Below are 14,866 nucleotides of genomic sequence, written 5' to 3'. Positions count from 1 at the left end.
CGAATGCAACGGTTACGGAGGACGGATCATAATGCGTCATTTATTCAACCACTCCCTGCTTGTGGCTGGCCTGACGATGGTGCTGAGTGCCTGCACCACGGTAATGCCGCTCAGTCTGCCACTTAGCACCATGGACCAGTGTGCTGCTCCTGAAGGTGTCAGCCTGCGTTTCAATGCCCTGACCATTGCTCTGGGTGAACGTCCGCACGCCGGTTATGGTATCGATCTGGTGGGGCAGCAACAGGATGACGGCGATTACCAGCTGATCTTCCGTGAGCGCTATCCCGACCCGGACAGGAAATACGCACAGGTGATTACCTCACCTTGTCTGCAGGTTATTCTTCCGGCGGGCTGGCAGCATCTGACGGTGACCGATCAGGTCAGTGGCCGTGAATGGACCTTTACCCCGCAAGACGCTCTTCAAAGTCAGACTCCGCTGAAAAAACAGGCGCCTGTAAAAGTCCCATGATTATTCTTGGTATTGACCCGGGATCACGCATTACCGGTTTTGGTGTGATCCGCCGTACGGGCCAGAAAATTGAATACGTCGTCAGTGGTTGTATCCGTACCGGCGAGGGCGAATTGCCCGGGCGGCTGAAGAAAATTTACGACGGCGTCAGTGAATTAATCAGTACCTACCAGCCAGAGCAATTTGCCATCGAGCAGGTGTTTATGGGCAAAAATGCCGACTCCGCATTAAAACTGGGTCAGGCCCGTGGGGTGGCCATTGTGGCGGCGGTACAGCAGGGCTTGCCGGTAGCAGAATATGCCCCGCGTACCATTAAACAGGCGGTTGTCGGTAAAGGTGGCGCGGCGAAAGAGCAGGTTCAGCATATGGTGCAGTACCTGTTAAAGCTGCCGGGCATCCCGCAGGCGGATGCCGCGGATGCGCTGGCCATTGCCATCTGCCATGCCCATACCAGCGCCAGTCTGATGGCTCAGGCCGGAGTGAAAGGTGTTACCCGCGGACGGATGCGTTAGCGTCTCTGCCACTACCTTCCATTGAGCCGCCCCGGCCATGCTGGTAGGCTAGGCCGCTTTCCAGTTATGCAGTCAGAACGCAATCATGATCGGACGATTACAGGGCGTTATTCTTGAGAAGCAGGCTCCGGAGCTGCTTCTTGACGTCAACGGCGTGGGCTATGAGATTCAGGCGCCGATTTCCACCTTTGCCATGCTTGGCAAAACCGGCACCGAGGCGGTGCTGTATACCCACCTTGCCATCCGCGAAGATGCGCACCAGTTATATGGCTTCAGTGATAAGAGTCAGCGCACGCTGTTCCGTACCCTGATTAAAGTCAGCGGTGTCGGGCCTAAGCTGGCGCTGGCGATTTTATCCGGTATGGATGTCAACGCCTTTGCCGTCTGTGTGCATAACGAAGATGTCACAGCGCTGACCAAGCTTCCCGGTGTCGGCAAGAAAACCGCCGAACGTTTAATTGTTGAAATGCGCGATCGTCTGACCGAATGGCAGGCGCCGGCGCCATTGTGGGCGGCAGCGGATAATGCCGAAAAAGCCTCACAGGATAATCTGTTGCGCGAAGCGGAAAGTGCACTGGTCGCGCTGGGCTATAAGCCACAGGACGCGGCGAAAATGCTGAATAAAGTCAGTGCCGGTGTCGACAGCGCGGAAGAAATGATCCGCCTGGCACTGCGCAGCACTCTGGGTTCTAAATAAGGTGATCCATGATCGAAACTGACCGCTTTATCAGCCCTCAGCCGCAACCGGCCGAAGAACATCAGGACCGGGCTATCCGTCCCAAATCGCTGAACGAATACATCGGTCAGCCCCATGTGCGTGAGCAGATGGAAATTTTTATCGGCGCGGCACGGGCCCGTAACGAAGCGCTGGATCATACGCTGGTATTTGGTCCGCCGGGTCTGGGTAAAACCACGCTGGCGAATATTATTGCCGAAGAAATGGGCGTGGCGATTAAGTCGACCTCCGGCCCGGTGCTGGAAAAAGCCGGTGATCTGGCGGCATTGCTGACCAATCTCGAAGAAGGCGACGTTCTCTTTATTGATGAAATTCACCGTCTGAGTCCGGCGGTGGAAGAAGTGCTGTATCCGGCCATGGAAGATTATCAGCTGGATATTATGGTGGGCGAAGGACCGGCGGCGCGCTCGATTAAAATTGATCTGCCACCTTTTACCCTGGTCGGCGCCACCACCCGTGCGGGTCTGCTGACCTCGCCACTGCGTGATCGCTTCGGCATTGTGCAGCGGCTGGAGTTTTATAATATCGCCGATCTGACCCATATCGTGTCGCGCTCCGGGCGTCTGATGCAGCTGGAAGTGGATGACAGTGGCGCCAAAGAAATTGCCCGCCGTGCACGTGGCACGCCGCGTATTGCCAACCGTCTGCTGCGCCGTGTACGTGATTACGCTCAGGTGAAAGGCGATGGCACGGTTAACCATGCCTGTGCCGATGCGGCGCTGAATATGCTCAATGTCGATGTGCAGGGCTTCGATCATATGGACCGCCGCCTTCTGCTGACGCTGCTGGAAAAATACGACGGTGGCCCGGTGGGCGTTGACAGTCTGGCGGCTTCCATTGGTGAAGAACGTGACACCATTGAAGACGTGCTGGAGCCTTATTTAATGCAGCAGGGGTACATTACCCGTACACCGCGCGGACGTATGGCGACCAAACTGGCCTATCTGCATTTTGGTCTGGATTTGCCGGTTCGTTTTAATCAGGATGCGCAATAACATGGCATTTACCTGGCCGCTGCGGGTGTATATCGAAGACACCGATGCCGGTGGCATTGTGTATTACGCCAATTATTTCCGCTTTCTGGAACGCGCGCGCAGCGAGTGGTTACGCGCACTGGGCTACGGTCAGGAACAATTACGTCATCAGAATGTGTTATTTGTGGTGCGTGAGGTACAGGCCAAATACCTGAGTCCGGCACGACTGGATGATGAACTTCTGGTGTCGGTGGCCGTCGAACACAGCCGCAAAGCCAGTCTGGTGCTGAGTCAGAAGGTCTGGCGCAAACCGGCAGCAGAAAGCCCGGAGGCAGTTGCTGCACATGAATATCTGGTAGAGGCGCAAATAACCATCGCCTGTATCAGCGATACCGGACGTCCGCAGGCGGTACCCGCGGACATTCTTAAACGGATGACGGCAGGGGCCGTTTATCCGTCCGAACATAATGATGAATGTCAGGAGACGTTGTGAACGAGTCTGTTTCTATTTTTTCGCTGATTATCAACGCCAGCTTTGTTGTGCAGCTGGTGATGCTGATGTTGCTGGCGGCTTCGGTAATGAGCTGGGTGGTAATCGTACAGCGTACCCGTTTGTTATCTGCCAGCCGTGAGCAGCTGCACGATTTTGAAGAACGCTTCTGGTCGGGTGTGGATCTCAATGATCTGTACCGCGAATGTCAGCAGAAGGCGGTGCCAAGTGCAGTTGAAAACGTCTTTATGGCGGGCCTGAAAGAATTCGGAAAAATGCGCCAGCAAAACACCAATGACCCGGATGCGGTCATGGCCGGTGTACAGCGTGCGATGCGTATTGCCATTACCCGCGAATCTGAATTACTGGATACCCATCTGCCATTTCTGGCAACTGTGGGCTCTACCAGCCCGTATATCGGTCTGTTCGGTACCGTGTGGGGCATCATGCATTCCTTCCAGGGGCTGGCCAGTGTTAAGCAGGCGACTATTGCCACCGTTGCTCCCGGTATTTCTGAAGCGCTGGTCGCTACGGCAATGGGTCTTCTGGCGGCGATTCCGGCGGTGATTTTCTACAACCGTTTCGCCAGCCGCGTCGATCAGACGGTAACCGGCATGCATACCTTTGCCGATGAGTTCTCCTCACTGCTGTACCGTCAGGCACATAAAATTCAGCAGGCAGTCAAAGCCGAAGAGAAAAAGGCGGCGGAGAAAAAATAATGGAACCTATGGCTCCTCCTGCGGCCAAGCGCCGGCCGATGGCCGAAATTAACGTAGTACCTTACATCGATGTGATGCTGGTGCTGCTGATTATTTTTATGGTGACAGCACCCATGCTGGTGCAGAGCGTACCGGTTAATCTGCCGGATGTAGACGCGACACCGACCGAGATCGAACCGGATGACAGCACTATTATTGTGTCGGTTAACGAACGCGGTATTTATTTTATCGAGCGTGATGAAGGTCAGCCCACCGCCATGACACTGGGCGAAATTCAGGAATACGCGCAGAAAATTATTGGCGCAGTGCCCGAGACCCGCCTGATGATCCGCGGCGATGAAGCCGTTCCCTACGGCAAGGTGGTCGCGCTGATGGGCGGGCTGCAGAGTGTTGGTATTAATAATGTTGGCCTGATTACTGAAGCGCCGGACCCGGAGGCTCGCCGCTGATATGAGCTGGCTGAATCCGGAACGGTACTCGCTGCCGGTCGTATTATCTGTGGGGCTGCATATTCTGGTGGCCTCGCTGTTTCTGCTTGAATGGCCAACAGAGCACCGCGTGCCTGAGCCTGTGCCACCGCATGTCGTGGCCACGGTCGTGCAGGTGGAAAGTGCGGCCGAAAAGCAGCGCAAACAACAGGCAGAGAAACAGAAAAAGCGTCAGGAGCTTGCCGCCAAACGGGAAGCGGAACGTAAGAAAAAACTGGCTGAACAGAAAAAACGCGAAGCTGAGCAAAAGAAAAAACAGGCTGCTGCGAAAAAACGCGAACAGGAAAAAGCGTTAAAAGAAAAAGCACTGGCAGAAAAGCAGGCAAAAGACAAAGCAGCAAAAGAAAAGGCCAGTAAAGAAAAAGCCGCCGAGCAGGCAAAACAGAAAGCCGCTCAGGAGCAGGCCTTGCTGGAGCAGATGGCACAGGAAGAAGCTGCTGCAGAATTGAAAGAACAGCAGGAGGCCAAGATTCAGGCTGAACGTGCTGCTGCCCTGACGCTGGAGTTTACCGATCAGATTAAAGCCCGGGTGGAATCGGTATGGCGCTATCCACCGGCGGTGACGGCCAGTCAGGAAGTGGAAGTGCGGATTACTCTGGTACCGACCGGGCAGGTGATTCAGGTTCAGATTACCAAGGGCAGTGGTAATGCGGCGCTTGACCGTTCCGTTGAACAGGCCGTTTATAAAGCCTCGCCACTGCCGGTACCAAAAGATGTGCGGGTATTTGAAGAGAACTTCCGCAGCTTTTTAATGAAATTCAGACCGGAGAATGCAACGTGGTAAAGCACAGTTTGATTGTCCTGATGTGGCTGTTCGCCAGCCTGAGTCAGGCCGAGTTATTAATTGAAGTCACTCAGGGGAAGCAGAGCGCGATTCCGGTTGCGGTTGTGCCTTTCAGCTGGAATGGCAGCAGTGCTCTGCCGGAAGATGTCAGCGCAATTGTCACCAATGATCTGGCCAGCAGTGGTTATTTCCGCACGCTGGGGGTCAACAGTATGATCAGCCAGCCGCATCAGCTGAGTGAAGTGATTTATGCTGACTGGTCGCGCCTGAAGCAGGATTTTGTCGTCATTGGTACGGTTGAACTGCAGGCCGATGGTTATGCGGTGCAGTTTCATGTGATGGATGTGCACCAGCAGGTCGAAATTCTGCGTCACCGTGTAAAAGGCAAAGCATCACAATTACGTGACCTGGCGCATTACATCAGCGATTACATCTTTAAAAAGCTGACGGGTGTACCCGGTGTGTTTTCCACCAAGCTGATTTATGTGACCACCAATCGTGAGCGCAGCCGGTTTAATCTGAATTATGCCGACGCCGACGGGGCACGTGAGCAGCTGATCTACAGCTCAAAGCATCCGATTATTTCTCCGGCCTGGTCGCCGGATGCAAAAAAAGTGGCGTATGTTTCCTTTGAAAATGGCCGCAGTGAAATTTTCTTCCAGGAACTGTCTACCGGTAAGCGTGAAAAGATTGTCGCTTTTGACGGCTCTAACAGTGCGCCGGCTTTTTCACCGGATGGAACCCGGCTGGCGTTTGTGTTGTCAAAGCTCGGCAATCCAGACATTTATGTGATGGATCTGGCAACCCGGAAAGTTGAGCGCATGACTAATCACTACGCAATTGATACTGAACCTCAATGGGATATTGATGGCCGGCATCTGTTTTTTACCTCGAGCCGTGCAGGTGGTCCTCAGGTTTACAAACTGGACACTGACAGCAAAGAGGTAGTACGCGTAACCTTTGATGGTGGTTATAACGCACGCCCCCGGATTACCGCAGATGGCCGCAAATTGGTGTATGTCCATAAGGCAAATAACCGCTTTCATATCGCTTCACAGGACGTGAAAAGTGGATTAGTGCACATTCTTACCAGTGAGACCGAATTGGATGAGTCTCCTAGTGTTGCACCTAATGGAAGTATGGTAATTTATGCTGCGAGTGAGGCGAACCGAAGCATTCTGGCGGCCGTATCGGTCGATGGTGATGTTAAGTTCCGCTTACCATCTAAATACGGTGACGTCAGGGAGCCTGCTTGGTCGCCGATTTTCCAATAATTCAAACTTACTTCGGACTGGAAAACTGTTATGCAAACTACTGCACTGTATAAAACCTTAGGTTTGGCCTTTGGCGCTATGTTGATTTCTGCTTGTGCAAGCAAGGGAGACGTAAATGAGGGTGCAGGTTCTACTGTTGCACCAACAGCTACTGAACAACAGGCCGAAGACACCAATGCTGTTGAAAGCGCTGGCGTAAACGGCGAAGCTCTGGAAGCAGAAGCAAACGAAGCTCAGGCTGCGCTGCGTGAACAAACTGTATTCTACTTTGACTTCGATCAGAGCACTCTGAAGAGCGAAGGCAAAGCGGCACTGATGGCTCACGCTGCGTTCCTGGCGGCTAATCCAGCAGCTTCTGTTGTTCTGGAAGGCCACGCTGATGAGCGCGGTACTGTTGAATACAACCTGGCTCTGGGTGAGCGTCGTTCTATGACTGTTCGTCGTTTCCTGATGGCTAATGGTGCCAACGGTTCTCAGCTGAAAGTTGTGAGCTTTGGTGAAGAGCGTCCGGTTATGATGGGTCACGATGAAGGCTCTTACTCCAAGAACCGTCGCGTTGAAGTGAAATACCAGAGCCGTTAATGAAATCTGTCGTCCTGACCTTTGCGCTGGTTGCAGTAACGGCCAGCGTCAATGCGGATGATCAGTGGGTATCTGTTGGTGCGGCCCGAGCGGTCGCACCGGCAACTCAGAACACTCCGACCGACTCCTCCGACCGGGCAAGCGTTAACGTCCCGGCTGCTATAGCTCCTTCTGTTACACCCGCCGCTTCCTCCGGTCTGTTGTCTGAAATGGCCATGCAAATGGAACAGATGCAGATGGAGATTGCTGAGCTGCGTGGGCGTGTAGAAGAGCAGGATCACCTGATTCGCCGTCTGACTCAGGATCAGCAGGAACGTTACCTGGATCTTGACCGGCGTATGGCTGCCTTATTAGCTGGTGGTACTCCTGCTGCTGTGGTTGCTCCTGCTGCGGTAAAAGAATCTCCGGCTGAGGCCTATAAAAATGCCATGACGCTGGTGCGCGAGAAAAAATTCGCTGAAGCCAATGTTGCCTTTAACGATTTTGTGAAAAATTACCCGCAGGATCCGTTAGTAGGTAATGCGTTGTATTGGTCTGGTGAGGTTTATCTGGTTCAGAGCGATCTGGATAAAGCCCTGGAGAGCTTCCGTAAGGTGGTTACCCAGTATCCTGATCATGACAAAGCAGCCGATGCGACTTATAAAATGGGAATCACACTGCATAAAAAAGGCGATGTGGCGCAGGCAAAAGTCTGGCTGCAGACGGTCATCGACCTGTACACCGGTAAAGCCGATGGTACGGTCAGACTGGCTAAGTCCTATCTTGCAAAGCTTTCCTGACAGGCCTTTTAAGGCCTGTTTTTCTTTCTGAATATTCGTTGTTATCGCGCCTGAAAGCCCATGAATTCTGGGCTCGTAACCTGTCTTTTGTAGCCACCGGATGACGCTAAGTCCCTGATAGTGAAACTTTTTTCGAAAAAAGGGTTGTCAGCTCCGGAAAATTAAGTATTATATGCGCCTCTTCCGGGTCGTTAGCTCAGTTGGTAGAGCAGTTGGCTTTTAACCAATTGGTCGCAGGTTCGAATCCTGCACGACCCACCAATTTTTACGGAAGAGGTAAGTTACTGAAAAGGTTGACTTTTTTTTAGAACCCGGTAACATACGCAGCACTTAAGGGTCGTTAGCTCAGTTGGTAGAGCAGTTGGCTTTTAACCAATTGGTCGCAGGTTCGAATCCTGCACGACCCACCAACACCTAAAAGGGGAGAAAGCGAAAGCTTTCTCCCCTTTTTATTTGCCTCCCGGAACCCCATCTGTTCTGTGCAGGGTTCTGGTCCGCAGGGTGACGCAGCGGACAGTGTTCTGTCTGTGATAAAATTGCCACGTTATATCTATGCCTGACAGAGAGATGTATGAACGAAACCATACCGGCTGCACAACAGATTGTCCGTGACTTCTGGTCTGCACCTGCTGCACCACTGACGGCCGAGCAAAGCGCTGAGCTTAAGCAGGAAATCCGTGAATTATTAATTCAGGAAGATGCGGCTCTGGTTGCCCATTATTACACCGACCCTGAAATCCAGGCGCTGGCAGAAGAAACCGGCGGCTGTGTGGCTGATTCTCTGGAAATGGCCCGTTTTGGTCGTGACCACAAAGCCAGTACGCTGATTGTGGCTGGTGTACGTTTTATGGGGGAAACCGCAAAAATTCTCAGCCCGGAAAAACGCATTCTGATGCCGACGCTGGAGGCAACCTGCTCGCTGGATATCGGTTGCCCGGTCGAAGAGTTTTCTGCGTTCTGTGATCAGCACCCGGATCGCACCGTGGTGGTGTATGCCAATACCTCGGCGGCGGTAAAAGCGCGTGCGGATTGGGTGGTCACCTCGAGCATTGCCCTTGATGTGGTTAATCATCTTAAAGAGCAGGGGCAGAAGCTGATCTGGGCACCGGATAAGCACCTGGGCAGTTATGTGCAGCGTGAAACCGGGGCTGACATGATTCTGTGGGACAGTGCCTGTATTGTTCACGATGAATTTAAAGCCAAGGCGCTGGAAGATCTGAAGAAGGTTCACCCGGAGGCTGCGGTTCTGGTACATCCGGAATCACCGGAGTCGGTTGTCAAAATGGCCGATGCTGTGGGCTCGACCAGTCAGCTGATTGCGGCAGCCAAAAACTTACCTAACCCGGTGCTGATTGTTGCTACTGATAAGGCCATTTTTTATAAGATGCAGCAGGCTGCGCCGGATAAGTTACTTATCGAAGCGCCAACTGCCGGTAATGGTGCAACCTGTCGCAGCTGTGCGCATTGCCCGTGGATGGCGATGAATGGTCTGCAGAGCATTCGCGATGTGCTGGTTAATGCTGATCAGGAAATTCTGATTGAAGAAGGTTTGCGTCAGCGGGCGGTGGTCAGCCTGCAACGCATGCTGAATTTCAATAAAGGCTGACATTTAATTAAGCCTTAATGTAATAAGGTTTGGGTGCAGCAAATAAAAGTGGGCCTTCTGGCCCATTTTTTATGTCTGTATTTCAGGTGTTATGGATGTATTCAGGGAAGAATTGCAGCGCTGTTGGCCATGACCCGCAGGCGCTGCCCCAGTGCAGCTTCCTGCTGAAAATCACGGTTCTTTTTCGCCAGCTGTAAAGCCAGTTCCATCTGTCGCAGTGCTTTGGCGTGGTACCCTGAATAAAACAGATATTCAGCATTAGCGCGGTGGCCCAGCAAAATCATATTGGCATCGCCTGCAGCTTCACCCAGCATGCGCCAGACGGCCGGATTGGTGCTGCGTAATTCACTCAGGTGTTTGAGGACCGCAACGGCCTCATTTTTCTGGCTGGACTGGCGCAGCAATGAAGCTTTGATGCTTAACAGCAGATAATCCTGAGGATCGAAGGGCAGGGCGTTATCGATGGCTTCAATGGCTTCTGTATATTTACTTTCCGCTGCCAGGTTGCGGGCATTAAGGGCAACCACGGCAGAGTGATCGCGCCACGGACTGATGATTTTTTTCAGATAAGCCCGGCTGCTTTTGCTGTCATTATTATCCAGTGCCAGGCGGGCCAGGCTGTACAGTGCTGCAGCATGCTCAGCGCTGCTGCGCGCTGTGATCTGCAGTTGTTGAGTGAAGTAATCCACGCGCTTATCGGCGCTGAGCTGGTAGCGGATCATGGCTTCGTTCTGCAGGGCGCGGAATTCAAACCCCGCCAGTCGTGGTTTACGCGGATATGTCTGGGCGCGGTCTGCAGCATCCGCGACACGGGACTCGGTGACCGGGTGGGTCAGCAAGAATTCCGGTGGTCGCTGACTGTAACGATTGGCCTGCAGCATCTGCTGAAACATAGATGGCATAGCGTAAGGATCGAGCCCGGCGGTTGACAGGGTGCGCATGCCAATACGGTCTGCTTCCTGCTCCCATTCGCGTGAATAGGCCAGACGGCTCTGAATGCTGGCGGCCTGACTGGTAACCAGACCGGCAAAACCGGCGTCGGGATTGTTGGTGGCAATCAGCAGGATGCTCGCCAGCAGCGTGGCGATAGCAATGGGTTCCTGTTTTTCTGCGGCTTCGATCTGGCGGGCAAAGTGACGCTGACTCAGGTGGGCCAGTTCGTGCGCCAGAACGGCTGACAGTTCGTCTTCGTCGCGGGTGTGTAACAGTATGCCGAAGTTAATACCGATAATGCCGCCGGGCACGGCAAATGCATTTAATTCCGCGCGGTCAACGACAACAAACTCAAAGTCGGATTGTTTGACCTCGCTGTGCGGCACCAGACGGAAAATCAGGTTTTCCAGAAATTCGGTGATCAGCGGATCGTCTACCGTTTTTGCCTGTGCGCGCAGCTGGCGCAGCCAGACCCGTCCGAGGTCGTGTTCTTCCTGCAGCGAGACATAGCTGGAGGCGCTGTCGCCAAGATCCGGCAGGTCGGCAGTTGCGGCCTGAATGGTTGGAGTGCTGAAGGCGGCGCAGCTGCTCAGCAGTAACAGCGCGAGACGTGTTAGGCGGAAATTCAAGCCCGGATTCCTGATGTTGATTTGCGTTAGACCCGCCAGAGGAAAGGAGTTCAGCAGGTTCTGATGAATCATTGTCGCCGAACTGCAATTTCCTGTGCAGGCGTTATCAGCAGACATCCGTATATAATGAAGCTTCAGTTTGGCAAAAGGCGTGCGCTGTGTCTAATTCAAACCAATATCATCAGGCTCTGGATGCATCCGGACTGGAATGCCCGTTGCCACTGTTAAAAACCAAGCTGGCGCTGAAGACGCTGGCGGCCGGTGAGGTGTTGTGGGTGACGGCAACCGATGCCGGTTCGTGGCGTGATATCCGTAAATATATTGCAATGACCAATAATGAACTGGTGGCCGCTTCCGATGTCGATGGTTGCTATCAGTTCTGGATTAAAAAAGGAGCCTGAGGGCATGATTAAGGTATTCCGGCGCTGGATTGACCGCTATTTTTCTGATGAAGAAGCGCTGCTGTTGTTATTGCTTATTACGGCGGTATTGCTGGTCATTATTACGCTGGGCAAGGTGCTGGCACCGTTCCTGACAGCCATCGTGCTGGCGTATCTGTTACAGGGGACAATGAATTACTGTAAGCGCCGGGGGTTGGGTCATCTCGGTGCGACGATACTGGTCTTTATGTTGTTTGTTGGCGTACTGATGCTGCTGTTGCTGATTATTCTGCCCGCCACCTGGCAGCAGCTGACGCAGTTTTTTTATGAATTGCCGCGTATGGCCAGTAAGGGACAGGAGCTTCTGATGCTGCTTCCACAGCAGTATCCGGATCTGGTATCGGTCGATCAGGTGAAAGTCTGGACCAAGCAGATTGGTGATGAACTGGCGTCAGTCGGGCAATTTGCCGTAAGTTTTTCCATCACCGGGATTACCGGGGTTATGGCGGTACTGATTTACTGCGTACTGGTGCCGATTCTGGTGTTCTTTCTGTTGAAAGACTCTGATCAGATTCTTTCCTGGTGTACGGCATTTTTACCGCAGCGCCGGCAATTACTGAACCGCATCTGGTCTGAAATGGATGTACAGATTGCCAACTATATCCGCGGTAAGGTGCTGGAAATTGTTATCGTCGGTGGTGTCACCTATGTGGCTTTTCTGATTCTGGGCGTGAACTATGCGGCGCTGCTGGCCATTGCGGTGGGTTTGTCGGTACTGGTGCCTTATATCGGCGCTGCGGTGGTCACCATTCCGATTGCTCTGGTGGGTTACGTGCAGTGGGGCTGGACCAACGACTTTATCTGGCTGATGGTGGTGTACGGCATTATTCAGGCACTGGATGGCAATGTGCTGGTGCCGTTGTTGTTTTCTGAAGTGGTCAACCTGCATCCGGTGGCGATTATTGTGGCGGTGCTGGTGTTTGGCGGGCTGTGGGGATTCTGGGGTGTGTTTTTTGCAATCCCGCTGGCAACCCTGTTTAAAGCGGTTTTGCAGGCCTGGCCCGATAACAGAGTAAGCGATAGTGACTGCGTCTGACTTGTCACCAATCCCTTGCATCAGTAGACTTGCGCCTTTGTTTTTCTGCGCCCGTTCCGGGCGGATATTTTGGAGTAGAGCTCAATGATTACCGGCAGTATTGTGGCTTTGGTAACCCCTATGCACGCTGATGGCAGTGTGGATTGGGAAAGTCTGGACGGACTGGTGGAGTTCCACATCAAACAGGGCACCGACGCGATTGTTGCCGTGGGCACAACCGGCGAGTCGGCAACCCTGAGCACAGAAGAGCACTGCGCGGTGATTGAGCGTGTGGTTAAAGTCACTGCTGGTCGTCGTCCGATCATTGCCGGCACCGGTGCCAACTCAACCTCAGAAGCGATTGAGCTGACTCAGGAAGCGAAAAACCTGGGTGCCGATGCCTGTCTGCTGGTGACTCCGTATTACAACAAACCACCACAGCGCGGCCTGATCAAGCACCACGAGGCCATTGCTGCGGCCGTCGATATTCCGCAGATTCTGTACAACGTACCAGGCCGTACCGCCTGTGACATGCTGCCGGAAACCATTGCGGCACTGGCGGATGTTGAGCAGATTGTGGCCGTGAAAGAAGCGACCGGCGATCTGGAGCGGGCGCGTAAAGTCATTGAACTGGTAGGAGACCGTATGGCGGTCTATTCCGGTGATGACGCTACGGCTTATGAGCTGATCCTGCTGGGCGGTAAAGGCAATATTTCGGTAACGGCCAACGTGGCACCGGCTTTAATGCATCAGCTGTGCATGCTGGCGCTGGATGGTCAGGCGGCGGAAGCGAAAGCGCTGAATGAGCGTCTGATGAATCTGCACAACGCCATGTTCTGTGAAGCCAACCCGATTCCGGTGAAATGGGCTCTGCACAAAATGGGGCTGATGGGTCGTGGTATCCGTTTGCCGCTGGTTGAACTGGATGAGCGTTACAAGCCAAAAGTCGAGCTGTCTCTGGCCGCTCTTGAACTCATTTAAAGCAGGCGATTGCATGCGTATTTTATTGTTGCCAGCCGTTGTTATGCTGTCCGGTTGCAGCTGGATGTTCGGTGATACTTTCCGCGATCGTGCGATGGATTATCTGGATGCAGAAGAGCAGGCGCCAACCCGCACGGAGCAGGACATCCGTCTGGTAACATCTGATGCCTATGCCATCCCGGCTTTACCGGTGACACCGGACAAACCGTCTTCATTCGAGACCCCGCAGCCGCAGCGTTATATTGCGGAAGATGAAGAGGCCGATGGTGTTGCCTCGCTGAATGAATACCGTTCTGAGGCACTGAATCCGCGTCTGGATAAAGATGGCGCCGGCACTCAGATTCTGCGTATGGACGGTGGTTTTGCCAGTGCCTGGGCGGCGGTTACGGAAGCTCTGAGTGCTTCAGATCTGAAGCTGACCGACCTTAACCGCAGTACCGGTACTTATTATCTGGAAATGAAAACCCGTAATGATGCCGTGCAGCTGAGCTGGTGGGATCGCTTCTGGGGTAATGACAATATCGTGACCGAAACCTATCTGCTGAAGATGAACCGTGCCCGTCAGGGGGTGTATCTGTCACTGTTGACTGATGCTGATAATCTGGCCGGCGAAGCCATAACGGCTGATGTGCTGAACGAGATTAAAGCCCAGCTGGAAAAGTGAGATACGCATCTTTGGGCAGTGGCAGTCGCGGCAATGCCACCATTGTTTTGCAAAATGACCGTGGAGTGCTGATTGACTGCGGCTTTAACCGTAAAAACATTCTGCTGCGTCTGCAGGAGTCAGGCATTGATCCGCGCCAGCTGGATGGTGTGTTTGTTACCCATGAGCACAGTGATCATGCCAAGGGCGTGGCAGCGTTATGTGAAACGCTGAATATTCCGTTTTATGCATCCTTTGGTACCGCGCGCAAAATGGAATGGACGGAACATCCGCTCTGGCGTTGCATCAGCTCAGATCAGGTAACCAGTGTAGGTGGTCTGGCGGTGTTGCCGGTTGTGGTTCCCCACGATGCGGAAGAACCGCTGCAGTTTGTACTGGAAAACAGTGCGGAAAAACGTCTTGGTGTATTGTCGGATCTGGGTTCGCTAACACCGCATATTGTGAATGTTTATCAGCGCTGCCATGCCTTGCAGATTGAAGCCAATCACGACCCGCTGATGTTGCAGAATGGTCCTTATCCACCCAGTCTGCGCGCCAGAGTGGCTGGTAATTTCGGTCATCTGAGTAATCAGCAGTGTGCTGAGCTGATCAGTCGCGTGCAGTGGGACGGACTACAGCATGTAACCGCAGGCCATATCAGTGAAAAAAATAACGACCGTGCTCTGGTTTGTCAGACACTGTCACAGGCGCTGCAGTGCGCGCCGCATGAAGTATCTTTGCTGCAGCAGGATCAGGTATCCGACTGGCGGCAGCTTTAGTAACCGGTTTTTAAGATCCACAATTTAAGATCA

The 14,866-nt window shown here is 53.3% G+C and carries 18 protein-coding genes and 2 tRNA genes; 19 read left to right on the top strand and 1 reads right to left on the bottom strand.

Translation table 11 applies throughout. The features are described from left to right. Positions 1-31 precede the first annotated feature (31 nt). The 14 genes from HUF19_RS10870 (at position 32) to nadA (ending at position 9,413) form a co-directional block, all read left to right on the top strand. Positions 32-469 carry a protease complex subunit PrcB family protein gene (locus HUF19_RS10870; RefSeq protein WP_260996664.1) on the top strand — a complete coding sequence of 146 codons (438 nt, stop codon included), beginning with the start codon at positions 32-34 and terminating at the stop codon, positions 467-469. Then, entirely contained in the window at positions 466-981 is a 516-nt protein-coding gene (ruvC, locus tag HUF19_RS10865) for a crossover junction endodeoxyribonuclease RuvC (protein ID WP_145470338.1), read from the top strand. The genes HUF19_RS10870 and ruvC overlap by 4 nt, the downstream gene beginning before the upstream one ends. An 85-nt stretch (positions 982-1,066) precedes the next feature. After that, positions 1,067-1,678, top strand: coding sequence for a Holliday junction branch migration protein RuvA (gene ruvA / locus HUF19_RS10860; protein ID WP_260996663.1), 612 nt, complete (start codon positions 1,067-1,069; stop codon positions 1,676-1,678). A gap of 8 nt (positions 1,679-1,686) precedes the next feature. Continuing rightward, on the top strand, positions 1,687-2,712 hold the full coding sequence (ruvB, locus tag HUF19_RS10855; protein WP_145470342.1) for a Holliday junction branch migration DNA helicase RuvB: 1,026 nt from the start codon (positions 1,687-1,689) through the stop codon (positions 2,710-2,712). 1 nt (position 2,713) lies between these two features. Then, positions 2,714-3,184: a tol-pal system-associated acyl-CoA thioesterase gene (gene ybgC, locus HUF19_RS10850; protein WP_260996662.1), complete on the top strand. Its 471-nt coding sequence runs from the start codon at positions 2,714-2,716 to the stop codon at positions 3,182-3,184. Next, a complete protein-coding gene (gene tolQ, locus HUF19_RS10845) occupies positions 3,181-3,900 on the top strand; it encodes a protein TolQ (protein ID WP_222428601.1) in 720 nt (239 codons plus the stop codon). The genes ybgC and tolQ overlap by 4 nt, the downstream gene beginning before the upstream one ends. Beyond that, positions 3,900-4,349: a protein TolR gene (gene tolR / locus HUF19_RS10840; protein ID WP_225690720.1), complete on the top strand. Its 450-nt coding sequence runs from the start codon at positions 3,900-3,902 to the stop codon at positions 4,347-4,349. The genes tolQ and tolR overlap by 1 nt, the downstream gene beginning before the upstream one ends. A gap of 1 nt (position 4,350) precedes the next feature. Continuing rightward, complete coding sequence (tolA, locus tag HUF19_RS10835; RefSeq protein WP_145470350.1) at positions 4,351-5,172, top strand: cell envelope integrity protein TolA; 822 nt, start codon at positions 4,351-4,353, stop codon at positions 5,170-5,172. Continuing rightward, positions 5,166-6,446 (top strand): Tol-Pal system beta propeller repeat protein TolB, encoded by a 1,281-nt coding sequence (gene tolB, locus HUF19_RS10830; protein WP_366516505.1) that lies wholly within the window; start codon positions 5,166-5,168, stop codon positions 6,444-6,446. The genes tolA and tolB overlap by 7 nt, the downstream gene beginning before the upstream one ends. A 30-nt stretch (positions 6,447-6,476) precedes the next feature. Continuing rightward, positions 6,477-7,028, top strand: a complete 552-nt coding sequence (pal, locus tag HUF19_RS10825; RefSeq protein WP_260996661.1) for a peptidoglycan-associated lipoprotein Pal — start codon at positions 6,477-6,479, stop codon at positions 7,026-7,028. Next, positions 7,028-7,807 (top strand): tol-pal system protein YbgF, encoded by a 780-nt coding sequence (gene ybgF / locus HUF19_RS10820; RefSeq protein WP_260996660.1) that lies wholly within the window; start codon positions 7,028-7,030, stop codon positions 7,805-7,807. The genes pal and ybgF overlap by 1 nt, the downstream gene beginning before the upstream one ends. Positions 7,808-7,992: 185 nt before the next feature. Beyond that, positions 7,993-8,068: transfer RNA gene (locus HUF19_RS10815), tRNA-Lys, on the top strand. Between the two features lie 73 nt (positions 8,069-8,141). Continuing rightward, positions 8,142-8,217 (top strand) — tRNA-Lys (locus tag HUF19_RS10810). A gap of 161 nt (positions 8,218-8,378) precedes the next feature. Further along, positions 8,379-9,413, top strand: coding sequence for a quinolinate synthase NadA (gene nadA / locus HUF19_RS10805; protein WP_260996659.1), 1,035 nt, complete (start codon positions 8,379-8,381; stop codon positions 9,411-9,413). Between the two features lie 101 nt (positions 9,414-9,514). Here the strand turns inward: nadA and HUF19_RS10800 are convergent, their stop codons facing one another. Further along, a complete protein-coding gene (locus HUF19_RS10800) occupies positions 9,515-10,975 on the bottom strand; it encodes a M48 family metalloprotease (RefSeq protein ID WP_260996658.1) in 1,461 nt (486 codons plus the stop codon). Positions 10,976-11,133: 158 nt separating this feature from the next. On the opposite strand from HUF19_RS10800, the gene HUF19_RS10795 reads away from it, so the two are divergent. The 5 genes from HUF19_RS10795 to HUF19_RS10775 all read left to right on the top strand — a co-directional run bounded on the left by HUF19_RS10795 (position 11,134) and on the right by HUF19_RS10775 (position 14,833). Continuing rightward, positions 11,134-11,376: a sulfurtransferase TusA family protein gene (locus tag HUF19_RS10795; protein ID WP_260996657.1), complete on the top strand. Its 243-nt coding sequence runs from the start codon at positions 11,134-11,136 to the stop codon at positions 11,374-11,376. Positions 11,377-11,380: 4 nt separating this feature from the next. Beyond that, the gene (locus HUF19_RS10790) at positions 11,381-12,451 is read left to right on the top strand and encodes an AI-2E family transporter (protein WP_260996656.1); all 1,071 of its coding nucleotides are present in this window, start codon (positions 11,381-11,383) and stop codon (positions 12,449-12,451) included. A gap of 84 nt (positions 12,452-12,535) precedes the next feature. Then, positions 12,536-13,411, top strand: coding sequence for a 4-hydroxy-tetrahydrodipicolinate synthase (gene dapA, locus HUF19_RS10785; RefSeq protein ID WP_145470366.1), 876 nt, complete (start codon positions 12,536-12,538; stop codon positions 13,409-13,411). Positions 13,412-13,424: 13 nt separating this feature from the next. Continuing rightward, positions 13,425-14,075: an NlpB/DapX family lipoprotein gene (gene bamC / locus HUF19_RS10780; protein ID WP_260996655.1), complete on the top strand. Its 651-nt coding sequence runs from the start codon at positions 13,425-13,427 to the stop codon at positions 14,073-14,075. Next, positions 14,072-14,833 carry an MBL fold metallo-hydrolase gene (locus HUF19_RS10775; RefSeq protein WP_260996654.1) on the top strand — a complete coding sequence of 254 codons (762 nt, stop codon included), beginning with the start codon at positions 14,072-14,074 and terminating at the stop codon, positions 14,831-14,833. Before bamC ends, HUF19_RS10775 begins: the two co-directional genes overlap by 4 nt. Positions 14,834-14,866 lie beyond the last annotated feature (33 nt).

Origin of the sequence: Thalassolituus hydrocarboniclasticus, from assembly GCF_025345565.1 — a bacterium.
Classification (GTDB): Bacteria; Pseudomonadota; Gammaproteobacteria; order Pseudomonadales; family Oceanobacteraceae; genus Venatoribacter; species Venatoribacter hydrocarboniclasticus.
The sequence above is the reverse complement of the archived record's forward strand: the minus strand, read 5'-3'. Positions and strand labels throughout refer to the sequence as shown.

Bases quoted from the DNA above. Each gene is read 5' to 3' on its own strand.
- HUF19_RS10870 (WP_260996664.1), top strand. From the start codon at position 32: ATGCGTCATTTATTCAACCACTCCCTGCTTGTGGCTGGCCTGACGATG.
- ruvC (WP_145470338.1), top strand. From the start codon at position 466: ATGATTATTCTTGGTATTGACCCGGGATCACGCATTACCGGTTTTGGT.
- ruvA (WP_260996663.1), top strand. From the start codon at position 1,067: ATGATCGGACGATTACAGGGCGTTATTCTTGAGAAGCAGGCTCCGGAG.
- ruvB (WP_145470342.1), top strand. From the start codon at position 1,687: ATGATCGAAACTGACCGCTTTATCAGCCCTCAGCCGCAACCGGCCGAA.
- ybgC (WP_260996662.1), top strand. From the start codon at position 2,714: ATGGCATTTACCTGGCCGCTGCGGGTGTATATCGAAGACACCGATGCC.
- tolR (WP_225690720.1), top strand. From the start codon at position 3,900: ATGGAACCTATGGCTCCTCCTGCGGCCAAGCGCCGGCCGATGGCCGAA.
- tolA (WP_145470350.1), top strand. From the start codon at position 4,351: ATGAGCTGGCTGAATCCGGAACGGTACTCGCTGCCGGTCGTATTATCT.
- pal (WP_260996661.1), top strand. From the start codon at position 6,477: ATGCAAACTACTGCACTGTATAAAACCTTAGGTTTGGCCTTTGGCGCT.
- ybgF (WP_260996660.1), top strand. From the start codon at position 7,028: ATGAAATCTGTCGTCCTGACCTTTGCGCTGGTTGCAGTAACGGCCAGC.
- nadA (WP_260996659.1), top strand. From the start codon at position 8,379: ATGAACGAAACCATACCGGCTGCACAACAGATTGTCCGTGACTTCTGG.
- HUF19_RS10790 (WP_260996656.1), top strand. From the start codon at position 11,381: ATGATTAAGGTATTCCGGCGCTGGATTGACCGCTATTTTTCTGATGAA.
- dapA (WP_145470366.1), top strand. From the start codon at position 12,536: ATGATTACCGGCAGTATTGTGGCTTTGGTAACCCCTATGCACGCTGAT.
- bamC (WP_260996655.1), top strand. From the start codon at position 13,425: ATGCGTATTTTATTGTTGCCAGCCGTTGTTATGCTGTCCGGTTGCAGC.